Here is a 17,539-nt window from a genome sequence, read left to right as displayed (position 1 = left end):
TCAATGTTCGGTCGGATGCCAGAGTGGCTGAAGTTGACTGCCGGTCAACGAAGTTGAGGTCCCCGCGCGCGGTCACCCGGGTACGCGCCCGCCCCCGGGCGCCGCATTCCGTCCCGGCTTCCCGAATCCGCCGAGCACCGCCTCCCCGTACCGGAATGCGTAATTCGTGGAAGGATCGTGAGTCCCGGACTCGGAGGTTGTCGTGGCCGTACACCGCGTCGGACTGGTCGTCCACCAAGGTCGGACGCCGGCCGGCGACGCCGCCCGCGCCGTGCACGAGTGGTGCGGGGCGCGCGGCATCCGGTGCACCGAGATCGACGTGTGGGCCAAGGACCACCAGCGACGCGGCGGCCGTGCGGAGGCCGAAGCGGCCGGAAACCCGGACCTCGTCGTCACGCTGGGCGGAGACGGCACCTTCCTCCGCGGTGCCCGGATCGCGCTCAAGAGCGATGCCAGTGTGCTGGGCGTCGACCTCGGCAAGGTCGGCTTCCTCACCGAGGTGCCCGCGGCCGACGTCACCGAGGGACTCGACTCCGTCCACGACGGTCACGCGGTGATCGAGGAACGCATGACCCTGACCATGCGCGCCTCCCGGGCGCTGGAGATCCCGGAGGGCATGGAGGCACTGCTCCACTACGGTCGCGGTCCGGCGCTGCCGCCGCCCCGGATCCGGCCGGCGACGACCGAGGGGGACGGCTGGGGCGTCGCTCTGGACGTCATGGCCCTGAACGACATCGTCCTGGAGAAACTGGCCCGGGACCGCCAGGTCAGCGTCGGCGTCTACATCGCCGGACGGCGACTGGCCTCCTACTCCGCGGACGCCTTCGCCGTCGCCACGCCCACGGGCTCGACGGCGTACAGCTTCGCCGCCGGCGGTCCCGTCCTCTCCCCGCACATGGACGCGGTGGTCTTCACACCGATCGCCCCGCACATGACCTTCAACCGCAGCGTGGTGGCCGCGCCGGACGAGCCCGTCGCCCTGCGGGTGCTGCCCCACTCGGGCCAGGCCGCCGTCAGCATCGACGGCCAGTTGCGCGGGGTCGTCGATCCCGGCGACTGGATCGCGGTCTTCCGGGCCCCGCAGCGGGTCCGCCTCATCCGGCTGCGCCCCACCGACTTCTACGGGCGGCTGCGGGAGCGGTTCCGGCTGACCGACGCGCCGGCCACCGCGGCCGACGGGGAAGCCGCTCCGTTCTTCCGCCCCGACACCCCCATCCCGCCGGACCTCGCCGGGCTGCGCCTGCCGCCCCCCTCGGCGGCCCGCTGACGGGGGAGCCGTGCGCCACCGGGTGCCCGGCCCGGTGACCACCGTGGGCGCAAGGCGGGCGGAGCACGGCCGATTTCGAGAATTCCGGACCCGGCTGTCGATCCGGACGGGTCCCGTTCGACGCCTGGGTGAGAACGGAAAACAACGAACCTTGGGAGCACGTCATGGCGAAGCTGCGCGTCCACGACATCACGGTCTCGCTGGACGGCTACGCCGCCGGTCCCGACCAGCGGCTGGAGCACCCGCTCGGCGAGGGCTTCGACGGGATGCACGAATGGATGTTCGCCGCGATGCGCGACCTGGCCGACGGCAAGGGCGGCGTCGACGTCGAGTACGTGGCTCGGGGGGAGGAGAACATCGGCGCGACCATCATGGGCCGCAACATGTTCGGGCCCCGGCGCGGGCCCTGGGACGACGAGTCCTGGACGGGCTGGTGGGGCCCCAACCCGCCGTACCACAACGACGTGTTCGTGCACACGCACCACCTGCGGCCCTCCGTCACGATGGAGGGCGGCACGACGTTCCACTTCACCGACGAGCCGGTCGAAACGGTGCTCGCCCGCGCCGTCGAAGCGGCGGCGGGCAAGGACGTCCGGATCGGCGGCGGTCCGGCCACCGTCCAGCAGTACCTGCGCGCCGGGCTGATCGACGAGATGCACCTCGCCGTCGTCCCGCGGCTGCTCGGACGCGGCGAGCGCCTGCTCGACAACCTCGGCGACGGGATCGACGGCTACCGGGTCGCCGAACTCGTCAGTTCGCCCACCGCCACGCACGCCGTGCTCGTCCGCCGCTGACCGCGCGGGCACCGACCGCGCGGGCACCGACCGCGCGGGGCGTCGACGGGGACGGGCGTCGACGGGGACGGGTGGCGAGGCCCCCTCCCGCGATGGCCCCGGCCCCGGCCGACCCGCTCAGGACCGCGCGACCTCGCCGGCGAGCCAGTCGTACGCCGCGCGGGCCGTGAACTCGCCCTGGCCGCCCCGGAAGAGGAGGTCGGCCTCGGCGAACGCGGGGTCGTCGGCCTGCTCGGCGACGTAGGGAACGGCGACGCAGCGCATGCCGGCCGCGCGTGCCGCGGTGACCCCCGGTGCGGCGTCCTCCAGCACCACGCAGCCCGACGGATCCGCGCCGAGGCGGCGCGCCGCCTCCAGGAAGACATCGGGGGCGGGCTTGCCGTGCGCGACCTCGTCGGCCGAGACGACGGCCGTCATGCGGGAGGCCAGACCCGTCCCGGTGAGGATCGCCTCGATCGCCTTGGGTGAGGAACCCGAGGCCACGGCCATCGGGACGCCCTCGGCGCCCAGCAGCTCCACGAACCCGCGCATCTCCGGGTAGACGCGCGTGGAGGCGCGGGCCAGCTCCAGATAGCGGCTGTTCTTCTCCGCGAGCAGGCCGTCGAGCGGTGCCGTCAGGCCGTAGCGGTTCTTCCAGAGCGCCAAGGTCTCCCGGGTGCTGATGCCGACGTACCGCTCGTGGTCGGCCCAGGTGAAGTCCGTGACGCCCTGCCCGGCGAGGATCTGCCGTCCGGCTTCGAAGTAGTTCGGTTCGCTGTCCACGAGCGTTCCGTCGAGATCGAAGATGACCGAGATCCTGCCGAGAGTGCTCATACGGTCCAGGATGCCAATCCGCCCGCAGGCCTTCGTGGCAGCCCTGCCGACTCAGCCCCTGGCCGCGCGCCCGATCGACTCCACCAGTGGCAGCAGACGGTGCGGGACGCGCTCGCGCAGCGCCACCTCGGTACGGGTGCGGACCACGCCGGGCAGGCTGATCAGCGCCTGGATCACGTCCTCCAGGTGCGCGTTGTCACGGGCGGCGACGCGGGTGATCAGATCACCGCCGCCGGTGATGGAGAACGCCTCGATGATCTCCGGCACGGCGGCGAGAGCGCCGCCCACGTCGTCGAGATGGCCCTGCGTGACCTCGATGTGCACGAAGGCGAGGACCGGGTGGCCGAGGGCCGCGGGGGAGAGCGCCGGTGCGGTCCCGGTGATCACCCCGTCCCGCTCCAGCCGGTCCAGGCGGGCCTGGAGCGTGCCGCGGGCGACGCCGAGGATGCGCGCGTACTCGCGCATGCTGGTGCGCGGCTGCTCCAGCAGCAGGCGCAGGATGCGGGTGTCCAGCTCGTCCACGGGCATGGTCCGTTGGCCTCCCTGTGGCCGACAATGATCAGCCTAGACTGTACCAATGGCTCAGCCGGAGGCGAGCCGGTTGAGCCATTCGCCGGCCCCTGCGTACCTTGTCGGTATCCATGGCGCTGCGCAGCGCCGGACGGCAAGGTCGCCGTACCGGACCCGCGGCGCCTTTCGTATGCGCCGAAGCGCATACCGAACCGGTGCGGAAGAGTGAAGTGGGGGCGGGCAGCCGACGGTGAAGAAGATGTTCATGGCTCCGGATCCGGGACTGTTCCGGCTGCGTGTCTCGCTGCGGGCGGTCCTCGGGATCGGCCTGGCGGTGACCCTGTGCGAGCTGGCCGGGCTCTCGCTCCCCGCGTCCATCACCGGCGGACTCGCGGCGCTCCTCGCCCTGTTCACGGTCGGTGACCCGACGGTCCGCGGGCAGGCGGGCACGACCGCTCTGCTCCCGGTCGTCGGACTGCCGGTTCTCGCACTCGCCACCGCCCTGCACGGGGTTCCGACGCTGCGCGACGCGGTCTGGCTCGCCGTCGTCTTCGCCGGGGTCCACGCCCGCCGCTGGGGACCGCGCGGACACGCGCTCGGCATCTTCGCGTTCATGATGTTCTTCGCCACTCAGTTCCTGCACGCCGTGCCCGGCCAGCTCCCGCAGCTGTACGCCGCCGTCGCGCTGTCGCTCGCGGCGTCCTCGGCGGTGCGCTTCGGCGCCTGGTGCGTGGAGCGGCGCACCCCCCTGCCCGCGGCGCCGGTGCCGCTGGAAGGACGCGGCCTCGCCCGCCCCGCCACCCGGCAGGCCTTCCAGGCGACCGCGGCCTGCGCCTTCGCACTCGTCGCGGGCCAGCTGCTCTCGCACGACCGCTGGTACTGGGCCGTCGGCACCGCCTGGTGGATCTTCGTGAACACGGCCTCGCGCGGCGAGACGCTGGTCCGCGGCTTCCGGCGGGTCGTCGGCACGGTCGCCGGGATCGTGGCCGGACTCCTGGTCGCCGTCCCGCTGCACGGCGCGCCGGCGCCCACCGCCGCGCTCGTCGCCGTGTGTGTCTTCGGGATCTTCTACACGGCGGCGCCCTCGTACAGCTGGATGATGTTCTTCGTCACCGTCATGGCCGGCCTGCTGTACGGCCTGCTCGGTGTGCTGCACCCGGGACTGCTCGGGCTCCGGTTCACCGAGACGGCCGTCGGTGCGCTCGGCGCGGCACTCGCGGTGGCGTTCGTCCTGCCGATCACGACCCATGCCGTGACCGACCGGTGGATCGAGCGGGCCCTGCACGCCGTGCACGGATGCACCGCTGCGGCGGCCGGGCGTCTCGCGGGCGACGCGCAGGCCGACCCAGCGCCGCGCGCAGGGGAGCTCGAAGCACTCCTGGGGCGCGTACGGATGTCTCTCGCGCCCCTCGTTCATCCGCTCAACCCGATGCGGGAACGCAGGGCACGAGCCCGTGCGGTCCTCGCCCTGCTCGACGACTGCGCCCGGGAGGTGCGCGGCCTCGCCGCCGTCGCCGCCGATCCGGACGCGTCCCACGACGCCCGCCTCACGGCGGCCTGCCGACGGGTCGAGACCGCGATGGAGTCCCTGGTCGGCGCGGTGCCGGGAGGCGCTCTGGACGCCCACCACGGCGCTCCCGGACACCATCCCGGGGCCGAGCAGGCGCTCGCCCATCTCCATGGCCTGGAGCGGGCGCTCGTCGACCTGGCGACGCCGTTGCGCGGCTCCCGGCTCGTCGGCGCCTGATACCTCCAGGCCCGTCGCCTGTCCGCATTCTGTCCCGTTTCGGTGGACACCGATGCCCGGAATGGGGCAGATTTACCGGCCACGTACAGGGTGGATCAGCACACCCGTGGGGTAACTCCGCGGCCATCGGACGCACGGACACCGCGGGCCGTGCCGGAGTGGCCCGCGGGCGGATCTCTTGGGGGCGGCACCATGCGCGACTTCCCGCGCGGGACCAGACACGAAGAGCGCGGCACGGACGGCCCGAGGGACACGGGCACCAGCGGCACGGACGGCCCGAGGGACACGGCCACCAGCGGCACGGACGGCCCGAGGGACACGGGCACCAGCGGCACGTCCGGCCCGAGAGGTACGGGCACCAGCGGCACGTCCGGCGCTGCGGACAGCACGGACGGCCCGCCCCCGGCATACGGCGGCGAGGAGCCGGGCGGCTGGCTGGAGCGGCTCCGGTACGGCGACGAGCCCGGCGCTCCCGCGGACGCGTCCCGTACGGAGGGCGCCTCCGTGTCCGTCGTTCCGCTCGACGCCCGTCACCCCGGCGCGGCCACCGGCACCCGCACCCTGCACGCGCAGCTCGACGCCATGGCCCGGCTGCTGACCGATCCGGGCGAGGTGCCGCCGCCGTCGCTCCCGGGGCTCCTGGTCCCCGGCGGCCCCGCAGGGGAGGCCCGGAGTTGTCCCGTCGCCGAGGGCCGCCGGACCGTCCCGGGTGCACGCACGGGCACCCACCGCACCGATCCGGCACCGGCTCCCGGATCCCCGCCCGATCCCGTCCGGCAGTCGCCGGAACCGGGCTCCCGCGAACTGATCCGCGCCGCCGCTGAGTTCGTCGTCCTGCACCACACCGAGGAACGCCTCGGCGACCCGGCCGGTCGTCTCGCCGCCGTCCGCGCGGAGATCGCGGACACCGGGACCTATCGGCACACCACGAGCGAGCTGGTCTTCGGCGCGCGGGTCGCCTGGCGCAACGCCAACCGCTGCATCGGCCGCCTGTACTGGAACTCGCTGACCGTGCGCGACCGCAGGGACGTGCAGGACGCTCAAGGCGTCGCCGAGGAGTGCGCGGAGCACCTGCGCGAAGCCACCCGGGGCGGCCGCATCCGGGCACTCATCACCGTCTTCGCGCCCGACGCGCCGGACAGGCCCGCCCCCAGGATCTGGAACGAACAGCTCGTCCGGTACGCCGGCTATCCGCGCCCCGACGGCGGCGTGACCGGCGACCCGCGCAACACCGGCCTCACCGACGCCGCCCGCAGGCTCGGCTGGCCCGGCGGTCCCGGTACTCCCTTCGACGTCCTGCCGTTGCTGGTCCAGGACGCCGGCTCCCGGCCGCGCTGGTTCGAGCTCCCCGAGGACGCGGTCCTCGAGGTCGAGCTGACGCACCCGGAGCACGCCTGGTGGCGCTCGCTCGGCCTGCGCTGGCACGCGGTGCCCGCCCTCTCCGACATGTGCCTGGAGATCGGCGGCGTCTGCTACCCCGCCGCGCCCTTCAACGGCTGGTACATGGGCACCGAGATCGGCGCCCGCAACCTCGCCGACACCGACCGGTACGACCTGCTGCCCGTCGTCGCCGAGCGCCTCGGCCTCGACACCCGCACGGACCGCTCCCTGTGGAAGGACCGCGCCCTGGTCGAGCTGAACCGTTCCGTCCTGCACTCCTTCGACCGCGTCGGCGTCACCGTCACCGACCACCACACCGAGTCCCGGCGCTTCCTCACCCACCTGGGCCGCGAGGAACGCAAGGGCCGCCAAGTGGGCGCCGACTGGTCGTGGATCGTGCCGCCCATCTCCGCCAGCGCCACTCCGGTCTTCCACCGCACCTACGAGAACGTCGAACGGAATCCGGCCTACGTCCACCACCCGGAAGCGCTCGAACGAGCCCGGGGCGCGGGCGACTTGTGAGCGGGGAGGTGTGCGGCGGATCGGCTCGGGCGTGCCCGGACACCGCCGACCTCCCACGGAGGCGAGCGGCACCGTCGGCCACCGGGGCGCGCGCCCGGCCCGTTCCGGGACGCGGACCGGCGTGACACCGGGTGTCCGGTGGCGCCCGTACAGCGGTCCTGGTCTAGACCGCAGGACCCCGGCTGCTACGGTCGCCCCCGAGCAGGCGGGACCGAGAGGGGACAGCGGTGACAGGCGGCGGCAGGCGGCAACAGAGGGCGTACATCGGCTCGTTCACGGCGGCAGGAGGTCTCGGTGTCCTCACCGCGGCCGTGGACCCGGACAACGGCGCACTGACCGTCCTGAGCGCGGTCGACGGCGTACCCGACCCCTCGTACCTCGCCGTGTCCCCCGCGGGGGACCACCTCTACGCCGTCAGCGAGACGGCCGAGGGCGCCGTGGCCGCCTACCGCCTGCACGCCGACAAACCGGAACTGACCGGCCCGCCGACCCGGATCGGCGGCAGCGGTCCCACGCACCTGAGCGTGTTCGACGGACACGTGCTGACCGCCAACTACGGTTCCGGCAGCGTCTCCGCCGTGCCCGTCCGCCCCGGCGGCGGTCTCGCCGGGGCCGCCTCCAGCGTGCTCCGGCACACCGGTTCAGGACCGCACACGCCGCGCCAGCAGGGCCCGCACGCCCACCAGGTGCAGCCCGACCCCACCGGCCGCTGGGCGGTCAGCGTCGACCTCGGCACCGACTCCGTCCGAGTGTGCGCCCTCGACGACGGCGACCTCAGGGTGCACCGCGAGATCGCCCTGCGCCCCGGCTCCGGGCCGCGCCACCTCGCCTTCCACCCCGGCGGCGAACACGCCTACATCCTCAACGAACTCGCCCCGACCGTCACCGTCTGCCGCTGGGACGCCGCCGAGGGGTCGCTGCGGCCGGTGGGGGAGACGCCGGTACTGTCCGGCGTCCCGGACGGTGACGCGTTCCCGTCGGGCATCGCCGTCTCACCCGACGGCCGCTTCGTGTGGACCGCCACGCGCGGTCAGGACGTCGTCTCCGTCCTCACGCCGGACGCGGTGGGCGAAGGCCTCCGCCTCGTCGCCACGGTGCCCTGTGGCGGCGTCTGGCCCCGCGCGCTGACCGTCGACCCGTCGGGCCGTTTCCTGTACGCCGCGAACGAGCGCTCCGGCGACGTGACCTGGTTCGTCGTCGACCCGGACACGGGCGTGCCGCGCCGCGGCGGCTCGGTCGGGGCGCCCGCCGCGTCCTGCGTGGTCTTCGGCTGAGTCGCCCGCGTCCACGCGGAACGGTCTCCCGGGCGTCGGACACGGCCACGGTGAGGGAGGCCGTGACCGGCCTTCCTGCGGGCACCTGGGGCGCGGGTAACCGACGGCACCATCCCGGAGACGCCGAGGCACCCCACGTACACGGAAAGGGCCCGCTCCTGTGACAGGAGCGGGCCCTTCGCCGTACGGGCCGGACAGGCCGTACGAGGACCTACGGGTGGAGAGCCGGGTCAGCGGACCGGCGCGCCCTGGGTCTGCGGCGGGGCGATGCCCAGCGCCGACGTGTACTGGGCCAGCGCGAGTTTGCCGATCGCCGGGTACGGGCCGAGTGCCTCGGCGGCGTGGCAGCCGGCCTCCTTGGCCGCGGCTTCGAGCAGCCCGGAGTCGAGCTCCGGACCGATCAGGTACGGGGCCAGCGCGAGCTGCTGCGAACCCGAGTTGCGCAGCTCCTCGGCGGTGGCCGCGATCGAGCCCTCCTCGTCGAGCGCCGCCGCCATCACGGGAACCGCGAGCCGCGCGGCGAGCAGCATGCCGGTGATGCCGGCTGCCTGCACGGCCTCCTCGCCGCCCACCGCGGCGAGCACGATACCGTCCGCGGCGGTCGCCACGGTGAACAGGCGGGCGCGGTCGGCGCGGGCCAGGCCCGCCTCGGAGAGCCGCACGTGCAGCGCCTCGGCTAGCAGCGGGTGCGGGCCGAGGACATCGGTCAGTTCGGCCGCGACACGGCTCTCCATGACCGCCTGACGGACGCGGCGCAGCAGCGCGTTGTCCGGACCGGCGAGCAGGGGCACGACGATGGCGACCGGGCCGTCGGGCCGGGCCACGTCGGAACCGGCCGCACGGGCCTGCTCGAAGCGCGCGGAGCGCTCCTCGGAGGCGTGGGCCAGCACGGACTGCAGCGTGGGGAACTCGTCGTCCCCGTCCAGGTACCCGATACGGGCGTCGAGGCCGGGGAGCTCGGAGCGCGCGATGCTCACGACCTCCTCGGCGAGGCTGCGCGTGGCGGCGCTGGGGGTGCCCGGCACCGCGAGGAGCAGCGCGGGCGCGCCCTCGGGAGCCGCCAGGGGCTCCGGGCGGCGGTGCCGTCCGGGCTGGCGGGGTCGCGGCATTCGTACTGGCAGGCCGGACGCGGGCCCAGTGGGGGAGCTCATGGCGCCGCATGTTACTGGCTTCTTGGGTTCCCCTGTTCGGGGAGGGTGCAGGTGAGCGGTATCCGTCCGCTTTTGTCTGATGAGTTACGTACCGATCAGAAGTGATCGGTACTCACCCCCTTGTCGGTCCTACGCCGAATTCAGAGCATCGATTTCCGGATAGGGCTTTTCAGTCACCACGTACAACATCCGGTCGTCCTGAGGGAGTGCGAGCCTGCCGTCCGCGAGGTCGACGGCGATCCGGAGCGCCCCGTCGAGCGGGTCGCCCGCGGCGGCCACCAGTCGCGCGTGCGGCACCCGCGAGGCCAACTCCGCGCGCAGCGGCGCGAGAAGCGCCTCACCCATCCTGAACAGACCTCCGGTGAGCGCGAGGAGCGGTTCGCCGTCGGCCGGGCAGGCGGCCGCCGCGGACTCGGCCATGTGCCGTGCGGCGGATCGCAGGATGCCCGCGGCCACCGGGTCGCTCCCGGCGCGGGCGGCGACCTGCGGGGCGAAGGCGGCGAGCACGGCGGGCCGGTCGGGGCGCGGGTACAGGCGGCCCGGCAGCTCCGGCATCGGCCCGAACATCTCCTCGGCCCCGGCCAGCAGCTCAGCCGAACCGCCCTGGCGCCCGTCGAAGGCCCGCAGAGCCGCTTCCAGGCCCGCTCGCCCGATCCAGGCGCCTCCGCCGCAGTCGCCGAGCAGATGTCCCCAGCCGTCCGCCCTGCGCCATGACCTGAGGTCGGTCCCGATCGCGATCATGCCGGTGCCCGCGGCGATCACCGCACCGGCCCGCGGACCGAGCGCGCCGGTGTACGCCGTCACCGCGTCGGCCACCAACGCGAGCCGTCGTACGCCGAGTTCACGCTCCAGTGCGGCGGGCAGCTCGTCCCGCAGCTCGTCACCGAGCGTCGCCAGGCCCGCCGCGCCGACGGCCACGGCCCCGAGCCGGACGGCGCCGGCCGCCTCCATCAACCGGCCCGCCATCGGCAGCAGTTGCTCCAGAAGATGGCCGGCCGAGATCCCCCGCGGCCCGGTGCGCACCGGCTCCTCGGAGCTGAGGGGGTCGCTCGGCGTGATCGGCTGAGCGGCTGTGAGCCCACGTCGACCTGCGGCGATTTCGGCGTCGTTCGGTGCCCCGTGCGCCGCGAGGGCCACGCGCAGCCCGGAACCTCCCGAGTCCACGGCCAGCACCACGGACGGGCCCGGAGCACCCTGCCGCGACTCGCGTCCACCGCCGGAGGTCACTGCAGGCGCCAGTCCACCGGCTCGGCTCCCTGCTTGACCAGCAGGTCGTTGGCGCGGCTGAAGGGGCGGGACCCGAAGAAGCCGCGGTCGGCCGACATGGGGGAGGGATGCGAGGACTGCACCGACGGCAGATCACCCAGCAGGGGGCGGAGGTTGCCGGCATCGCGGCCCCACAGGATCGACACCAGCGGCCGCCCGCGGGCGGCCAGCGCCCGGATCGCCTGCTCGGTGACCTCCTCCCAGCCCTTGCCGCGGTGGGCGGCCGGGCTGCGCGGGGCCGTGGTGAGAGCCCTGTTGAGCAACAGCACACCCTGCCGCGTCCACGGGGTGAGGTCGCCGTCGGACGGCTGGGGCAGCCCCAGGTCGGTGGTCAGCTCGCGGTAGATGTTGATCAGGCTCGGCGGGAGCGGACGCACGTCGGGGGCCACCGAGAACGACAGACCCACCGCGTGTCCCGGTGTCGGGTACGGGTCCTGCCCGACGATGAGGACGCGCACCTCGTCGAAGGGCTGCTGGAACGCCCGCAGGACGTTCGCGCCGGCCGGTAGATAGGTGCGCCCCGCGGCGATCTCCGCGCGCAGGAAGTCGCCCATCTCGGCGATTCGTCCGGCGACGGGTTCGAGGGCCTTCGCCCAGCCCGGTTCGACGATCTCATGCAACGGTCGTGGTGCCACGGCGTCACCCTACTGCCGTACCCGCGACGGAGATCAACCGGTGTCGTCGGGTGATCACGGATGACCGTTTCGCGGGCACATCGGTTCCTCGCCGGACAAGGTGCCCTTCCTGGCGGGGCGTTGTGGTCAGCCCGCGCAGTGGACTTCCCGACGTCAGGCCACGACCGCCGCGCGGACGCACAGGACATCCGGCAGGTGAGAGGTGAGCTGTTCCCAGGAGTCGCCGTCGTCCGCGGACGCGTAGACCTCGCCGTTGCGATTGCCGAAGTACACGCCCGCCGGGTCGGCGTCGTCGGTGCAGAGCGCGTCGCGCAGCACCGTGCCGTAGTGGTCCTCCGCAGGCAGGCCCGCCGTGAGCGCCTCCCAGTTCCGCCCCGCGTCCGACGTCCGGAAGACACGGCATCTCCGACCGGCCGGGACCCGGTCCGCGTCCGCGTTGATCGGGAAGACGTACGCCGTGTCGCCGCGGTGCGGATGGGCCGCCGCGGCGAATCCGAACGTCGACGGCAGGCCGGCGCCGATGTCGGTCCACCGCCCGCCCGCGTCGTCACTGCGGTACACACCCCAGTGGTTCTGGAGGTAGAGGCGGTCCGGGTCCGCCGCGTCGCGCGCGACCTTGTGCACGCACTGCCCGAACTCCGGGTCCGGGTCCGGCAGGAAGACCGCGGAGACACCGGAGTTGGCGGGCTGCCAGCTCGCGCCGCCGTCGCCGGTGCGGAACACACCGGCCGTCGAGACGGCCACCGTCAGCGCCTTCGGGTCGCGCTCGTCGGTCAGGATCGTGTGCAGGCCCTCACCGCCGCCGCCCGGCACCCACCGTGAACGGGTCGGGTGCTCCCACAGCGGACGGACGAGCTCGAAGGACTCGCCCCGGTCCGTCGAGCGGTACAGCGCCGCCGGCTCCGTCCCCGCGTACACCACGTCGGGTTCGCCGGCTGCCGGGTGCAGCTGCCACACCCGCTCCAGCGATGCCCCCGTCTCCTTGGGGAACCGCACGGCGGGACGCGCCGGTTCGGTCCAGTTCAGACCGAGATCGTCCGAGTGGAACACCGAGGGACCCCAGTGGGCGCTGTCCCCGCCCGCGAGCAGCCGCGGCCGGTCGCCCCGGGTGTCGATCGCGACCGAGTACACGGCCTGCGCGTTGAAGTACGGACTCTCGTCGAACGCCCAGACACCGGCGTGCCTGCGCCCGATGAAGAGGCCCTTTCGCGTGCCCACGGTGAGAAGTACGTCGACCATGCCCGGTCACCTCCGCGACCTCGTCGTCTGCGTTACGGGCCAGTCTGCACCGCGGCACCGACAACGACCGCGGACTCGCTCGTCCGCGCTGGTCGGACGGGTCGCGTCGGCGTCCTGCGGAGGATCGCCGCGGCCGGTGCGGGGGCGGCTTCGAGCGGGGCCGGACGGTGCCGGGGCCGACGGGCGGGCGGGAACGCGTGAGCAGCGAGGGGAGCGGGCGCGTAAGGGAGGGAGATGTGGCGGGTCGGAGCGGAGGTGGGGAGGATGCCCCTGATGGCGGCATTCCGTGGTCCGAAGAGGTGGCTGTGGCGGTGGCGACGCAACCCGCTGCGGCGGCGCGGCGATGCCCTGGAGAGCTGGGTCCTCCTGGTCGCCTGGGTGTTCACCGTGTACGGCGGCGTGGTCACCGGCCTCGCGGCCACCCAGGCCGTCGAGGACGGTCTGACCGGGCAGCGGGCGGCCTGGCACTCCGCGACCGCCCGGCTCACCGAGGACGTGCCACCCACGACCGAGTCCGGCGCCCGCATCGTGTGGGCGAAGGCCCGCTGGACCACGGCGGACGGCGCACCCCGTTCCGGACAGGTCCGAGTCCGTACGGGCAGCGCGGCGGGCACCCCGGTGGCGGTGTGGACCGACCGTGAGGGCCGCCTCGTCAGCCGCCCCGCCACCGCCGCCCAGGCCCGCGTCCGGGCGTCCCTGGTCGGCGCCCTGGTCGGCGTGAGCGCGGCAGGCATCCCCTTCGCCACCGGCCGACTCGTGCGAGCCGGCCTGGAACGGCGTCGCTTGGACCAGTGGGACACCGAGTGGCGACGGATCGGCCCCCTCTGGAGCCGCATGACGAGCTGACCCGGACCGCCCCCGGCGAGCGCCCCGCATCACGAAGGCCCGCGCCGCGGACGCCCGCAGACACGGCCCACCGCGCCGCCGCCCCCTGCTAACACAGGGTCGCCGAGCCGCCGGACCCGCCCTTACGGCCTCCCGCGCCCGGCTACGCCCCCTCCAACACCCTTCGGCAGTCCCGCAGCAAGGTCTCGTCCTCCAGGACGTCGTGGCTGCCGTAGCCGCCGGAGCGGGCTCGGTGGCGCCGCGGTGAGGCCAGTTCCGTGGCGACCAGGTCGTGGGCCGGGGCGCCGGCGTCACCCATGCGGACGAGGCAGGCGGTGATGGCGCCGCGGGTGTACGCGTTCTGGCGCCAGGCGTCACGGAACACCGGCAGGACCGGCGCCGGATCGGCGCCGATGTCCCAGAAAGCGCAGGCGGCCGCCGTCCGCTCCCAGAGGTCGGCGGAGTCCGTCAGGCCCCGCAGCCCGACGAGCGCGGCCCCCGCGGCCGGACCCATGCGGGCCAGAGCCGAGGCGGCCGGCCGGGAGGTCCCCGCGGCTCCCGGCCGAGCCAGCGCTCGCAGCAGGGGCGGCAGGACGGTCTCCGCGTCGCCCTCGACGGACCAGAGCGCGTCGGCCGCCGCCACGGGGTCGTCGCCGCTCAGCAGCTCCCGCAGCGCGGGTATCGCCTCCCGCGCCGCCGGCCCGAACGCGCCCAGCGCTTCCGTCAGCGCCCGCACGAGGGAGCCCCGCATGCGCAGGTCGCGGGGGACGCCGTGCAGCAGCCGGAGCACCTCCGGAACCGCGGCGGCGTGCCGCAGGGCGCCCAGGGCGGACAGCAGGGGAGCGGCCCGGCTGAAGGTGTCGGCGTCGTCGAGGGGGACGTCGGCCAGCCGCTCCCGCAGCAGCGGCGCCAGGGGGACGGCGGCCGGGCCGAGGTGACGGACGGTGTAACCGGTCTCGTTCGGAACGACCCGTCGCCGCAGGACCTCGGCGAGGGCCGGCACCGCGCGCGGGTCTCCCGTCCGGGCGAGCGCCCTGAGCGGGCCGCCCAGCGTGGCCGTGCCGCGCTCCCAGGAGGCCGGGTCCGACGCGACGAGGGCGGCGAGGCGGTCGGCCGCCGGTTCCGCCAGGTTGAAGAGGAACTCCAGGACGGACACGGCGGCCTGCCGCAACTGCTCCTCGTCCGAGGCCAGTTGCTCGCCGATCAGCGCGACGGGCTCCGCGTAGGCGGCCCGCCATTCGCGGAACAGCCCCGCCGACATCCAGACGGCGTTGCACCGGTCGGCCGTGTCCGCGCTGCTCAACTGCCCCTTGAGCAGAGCGATCCGGTCCCCGGTGCGGGCGCCCAGCGCGGTGTGCAGCGTCCGGAGCAGCTGGGCGCCCTCCTCGTCCGCCGGGCGCATGCGGCGCAGGCGGCCGAGGAGCGTGTCGGTGGACGTCCGGGTGGGCTCTCCCGACGGCCGAAAGTGCCGTGACCTGGTGTGGAGCAGTGCCACGACCGTGCTCACGAGGTCGGCCGGCAGGCGGTCGGGGGCGCACAGGGCCAGCTGCCCGAGCGCGGCGAGCCGCAGTCCCGGTTCGTGCGGCGGGGCGCAGAGCGACGCCAGCAGGTCGACGGCCGGGGCGGAGAGACTCGGGTGCAGCCGGGCGAACAGTCCGAGGCCCTCGACCAGGGCGAGGCGGACTCCCTCGTCGTGCTCGTCCGCCAACTGCCGCCTCATCAGGGCCAGTACGCGGTCGGGTGCCTCGCAGAACCGCACGAACGCCGTCGGTACGGCGCGGCGCACCTCGGGGTCGCCGTCCGTCATCAGGTCCAGGAAGACGGTGGCACCCGCCCGTATCGCGGCCCGCGCCACGGTGTAGTTGTCGTCGGCCCGGTCCTCCATGTCCGGGCCGCCCGGGCCCACGCCCCCGCCGGGACCGCCGGCCCACTCGACTCCGGCCTCCGCCGGCTCGTCGTCGATGTCCCCGCCGCCGATGCTGGCGAGCAGCTCCACGATGCCACCGCGGTCCGGTAGCCCGGTGTGCCGGACGAGGCCGAAGAGGAAGGGGATGCACGCGAGCGTCGAGTCGTACACGTCGCCCTGGTGGTGCACCGCCCCGTACATCCCGTCGAGGGACGCCTCCCGCTCATGGGGGTGCCGCGAGGCCAGGCCCCGCAGCAGCTCCGGCACGTCCGCGGCGCTTCCGTAGGCATGCTCCATCGAGGCCCAGTCGACCTCGTCGATCCCCCTGAACACGGCGTCCTCCCCAGGCGTACGGCCACTGATCGCGAGTGTGCACCACGGCACTGACAGTGACGCCCGGGCGCCGTCACGTCGACCGTGACAACCCGGCCAACTCCCGCGATAAAGGCCGCTTTACGACGCTCGGCGGGGGCGTTCCGGGCGCCGCGCGGGGAATCGGGGAAGCGCGGGCGGCGCGAGGAAGCCCTCGGCACGCGCGGCGGCGATGCCGATCCGGGGGAGATCGGCGCTCTTCTCGAAGAGCAGATAGCGGGGTTCCCAGACCGGCCGGTACTTGGCGTTGGCCCGGTAGAGGGATTCGAGCTGCCACCAGCGCGAGAGGAACGTCAGCACCGAGCACCACAGACGCAGCACGGGCCCCGCGCCCAGCCGCGTCCCGCGCTCGAAGACGGACCGGAACATCGCGAAGTTCAGGGACACCCGGTCGACGCCGATCTCCTCGGCTCGCCGCAGGAGTTCGATCACCATGAACTCCATGAGCCCGTTGTCGGAGTTCCGGTCGCGGCGCATCAGGTCGAGGGACAGCCCCCGTACGCCCCACGGTACGAAGCTCAGAACGGCCCGGGGCACCCCGTCCCCGTCCTGGCACTCCAGCATCACGCACCGGCCGTCGGCCGCGTCCCCGAGCCGGCCGAGCGCCATCGAGAAGCCGCGCTCGGTCTCCCCGTCGCGCCACTGGTCCGCCAGGTCGGTCAGAGCGGCCATCTCGGCGTCGGGGATGTCCTCGTGCCGCCGGACACGGACCGTGTGGCCGGCGCGCCGGACCCGGTTGTGCGCCTGCCGGACGCCCCGCATCGCGCGGCCCTCCAGGGTGAAGTCGGCGCGGTCCACGACGGCCTCGTCGCCGAGCTCCAGCGCGTCCAGGCCGTGCCGGGCGTACACGGTTCCGGCCTCCTCGCTCGCGCCCATCACCGCGGGCGTCCACGCGTGCCGCCGCGCCTCCCGCAGCCACGCCTCGATCGCGCCGGGCCACGCCTCCGGGTCGCCGATCGGATCGCCGGAGGCGAGGGTCACGCCGCCGACGACTCCGTACGCGATCGCGGCCTTGCCGCTCGGGGACCAGATGACCGCCTTGTCGCGGCGCAGCGCGAAGTAGCCGAGCGAGTCCCGTTCCCCGTGCCGGGCCAGCAGCTCCCGCAGTCGCATCTCGTCCTGCTCACCGAGGAGTTCGAGACCGCGGGGGGAGCGGAAGCAGGCGTAGAGCACCAGCAGGAAGGTGCCGGCCATGAGGACGTTGATCAGGACGTCCGCCCAGCGCGGGGCGGCGACGGTGTCGAAGCGGTCGGCGAGCGGGCCGACGCTGACGCCGCGCAGCAGGGTGTACGCGATGCGGTCGCCCAGCGGCGTTCCCGCGACACGGTTGGTGGCGCTCACCAGCGCGGTGCCGAGAGCGGCGCTGACGAGGAGCCCGCCGGCGCCGACGGCCAGCGCGAGGCGGGGGTTCGAGCGGTCCCCGACGGCATGGAACTCCCTGCGTCCCAGCACCAGGGCCCCGACGAAGAGAGCGGTGAGCAGGACCGAGAGCCAGTTGAACCAGTGCTGCCGGTAGCGCTCCTGGCTCAGTGCCACCCCGTAGAGCACGAGGAGTGGGCCGGCCAGCAGCATGTTGAAGATCCACGCGGCGCGTTTGCGGCGTCGCATCACGAGGGCGAGGAAGAGGGCCAGCGCCGCCGACACGAGACCGGCGGTGGCCAGGTACGGGGTGAAGTACTGACCGGCGTTGTGCTCGTGGACCTCTTCGCCGAACGGCAGCGAGACCACCGCGACGACGTTGAGCAGCGCGAGGAGCCTCAGGTACCAGACGGTGGAGGCGGCGGCCCGTCGCCGGAGCTCGGCGCCCGTCCGTCCGGGCGGGGCCACCCCCGGGCGCG

The 17,539-nt window shown here is 74.1% G+C and carries 14 protein-coding genes; 6 read left to right on the top strand and 8 right to left on the bottom strand.

Annotated features, from left to right (window positions below):
- Window positions 1–202: 202 nt before the first annotated feature.
- A complete protein-coding gene (locus tag ACIRQH_RS17290) occupies window positions 203–1,267 on the top strand; it encodes an NAD(+)/NADH kinase (RefSeq protein ID WP_388933624.1) in 1,065 nt (354 codons plus the stop codon).
- A gap of 164 nt (window positions 1,268–1,431) precedes the next feature.
- Window positions 1,432–2,061: a dihydrofolate reductase family protein gene (locus ACIRQH_RS17285; protein ID WP_388933622.1), complete on the top strand. Its 630-nt coding sequence runs from the start codon at window positions 1,432–1,434 to the stop codon at window positions 2,059–2,061.
- Between the two features lie 117 nt (window positions 2,062–2,178).
- Here the strand turns inward: ACIRQH_RS17285 and ACIRQH_RS17280 are convergent, their stop codons facing one another.
- Window positions 2,179–2,874, bottom strand: a complete 696-nt coding sequence (locus ACIRQH_RS17280; RefSeq protein WP_388933619.1) for an HAD family hydrolase — start codon at window positions 2,872–2,874, stop codon at window positions 2,179–2,181.
- Window positions 2,875–2,925: 51 nt separating this feature from the next.
- A complete protein-coding gene (locus tag ACIRQH_RS17275; RefSeq protein ID WP_358816707.1) occupies window positions 2,926–3,402 on the bottom strand; it encodes an Lrp/AsnC family transcriptional regulator in 477 nt (158 codons plus the stop codon).
- Between the two features lie 241 nt (window positions 3,403–3,643).
- Between ACIRQH_RS17275 and ACIRQH_RS17270 the strand changes: the two genes are divergently transcribed.
- The 3 genes from ACIRQH_RS17270 to ACIRQH_RS17260 all read left to right on the top strand — a co-directional run bounded on the left by ACIRQH_RS17270 (window position 3,644) and on the right by ACIRQH_RS17260 (window position 8,307).
- Window positions 3,644–5,131, top strand: a complete 1,488-nt coding sequence (locus ACIRQH_RS17270; protein WP_404226457.1) for an FUSC family protein — start codon at window positions 3,644–3,646, stop codon at window positions 5,129–5,131.
- Window positions 5,132–5,935: 804 nt separating this feature from the next.
- Complete coding sequence (locus tag ACIRQH_RS17265; protein ID WP_404226586.1) at window positions 5,936–7,033, top strand: nitric oxide synthase oxygenase; 1,098 nt, start codon at window positions 5,936–5,938, stop codon at window positions 7,031–7,033.
- 227 nt (window positions 7,034–7,260) lie between these two features.
- Window positions 7,261–8,307, top strand: a complete 1,047-nt coding sequence (locus ACIRQH_RS17260) for a lactonase family protein (RefSeq protein ID WP_358816705.1) — start codon at window positions 7,261–7,263, stop codon at window positions 8,305–8,307.
- Window positions 8,308–8,537: 230 nt separating this feature from the next.
- On the opposite strand, the gene ACIRQH_RS17255 is transcribed toward ACIRQH_RS17260, so the two are convergent.
- From ACIRQH_RS17255 to ACIRQH_RS17240, 4 genes are all read right to left on the bottom strand, one after another.
- Window positions 8,538–9,458: a hypothetical protein gene (locus ACIRQH_RS17255; RefSeq protein WP_358816704.1), complete on the bottom strand. Its 921-nt coding sequence runs from the start codon at window positions 9,456–9,458 to the stop codon at window positions 8,538–8,540.
- A 129-nt stretch (window positions 9,459–9,587) separates the two neighbouring features.
- The gene (locus ACIRQH_RS17250; RefSeq protein WP_404226585.1) at window positions 9,588–10,631 is read right to left on the bottom strand and encodes an N-acetylglucosamine kinase; all 1,044 of its coding nucleotides are present in this window, start codon (window positions 10,629–10,631) and stop codon (window positions 9,588–9,590) included.
- Between the two features lie 50 nt (window positions 10,632–10,681).
- Window positions 10,682–11,359 (bottom strand): uracil-DNA glycosylase, encoded by a 678-nt coding sequence (locus ACIRQH_RS17245; RefSeq protein WP_404226456.1) that lies wholly within the window; start codon window positions 11,357–11,359, stop codon window positions 10,682–10,684.
- A gap of 153 nt (window positions 11,360–11,512) precedes the next feature.
- A complete protein-coding gene (locus ACIRQH_RS17240; RefSeq protein WP_388933611.1) occupies window positions 11,513–12,598 on the bottom strand; it encodes a WD40/YVTN/BNR-like repeat-containing protein in 1,086 nt (361 codons plus the stop codon).
- Window positions 12,599–12,871: 273 nt separating this feature from the next.
- Here ACIRQH_RS17240 and ACIRQH_RS17235 point away from each other — a divergent pair, with 273 nt between their 5' ends.
- Complete coding sequence (locus ACIRQH_RS17235) at window positions 12,872–13,444, top strand: hypothetical protein (RefSeq protein ID WP_404226455.1); 573 nt, start codon at window positions 12,872–12,874, stop codon at window positions 13,442–13,444.
- A 142-nt stretch (window positions 13,445–13,586) separates the two neighbouring features.
- Here ACIRQH_RS17235 and ACIRQH_RS17230 read toward each other — a convergent pair whose 3' ends face one another.
- Both ACIRQH_RS17230 and ACIRQH_RS17225 read right to left on the bottom strand, forming a co-directional pair.
- Window positions 13,587–15,662, bottom strand: coding sequence for a HEAT repeat domain-containing protein (locus ACIRQH_RS17230; protein ID WP_404226454.1), 2,076 nt, complete (start codon window positions 15,660–15,662; stop codon window positions 13,587–13,589).
- 120 nt (window positions 15,663–15,782) lie between these two features.
- On the bottom strand, window positions 15,783–17,528 hold the full coding sequence (locus ACIRQH_RS17225) for a phosphatidylglycerol lysyltransferase domain-containing protein (protein ID WP_358816822.1): 1,746 nt from the start codon (window positions 17,526–17,528) through the stop codon (window positions 15,783–15,785).
- Between the last annotated feature and the right edge of the window lie 11 nt (window positions 17,529–17,539).

This window comes from Streptomyces sp. NPDC102279, from assembly GCF_044766365.1.
GTDB lineage: Bacteria > Actinomycetota > Actinomycetes > Streptomycetales > Streptomycetaceae > Streptomyces.
The sequence above is the reverse complement of the archived record's forward strand: the minus strand, read 5'-3'. Positions and strand labels throughout refer to the sequence as shown.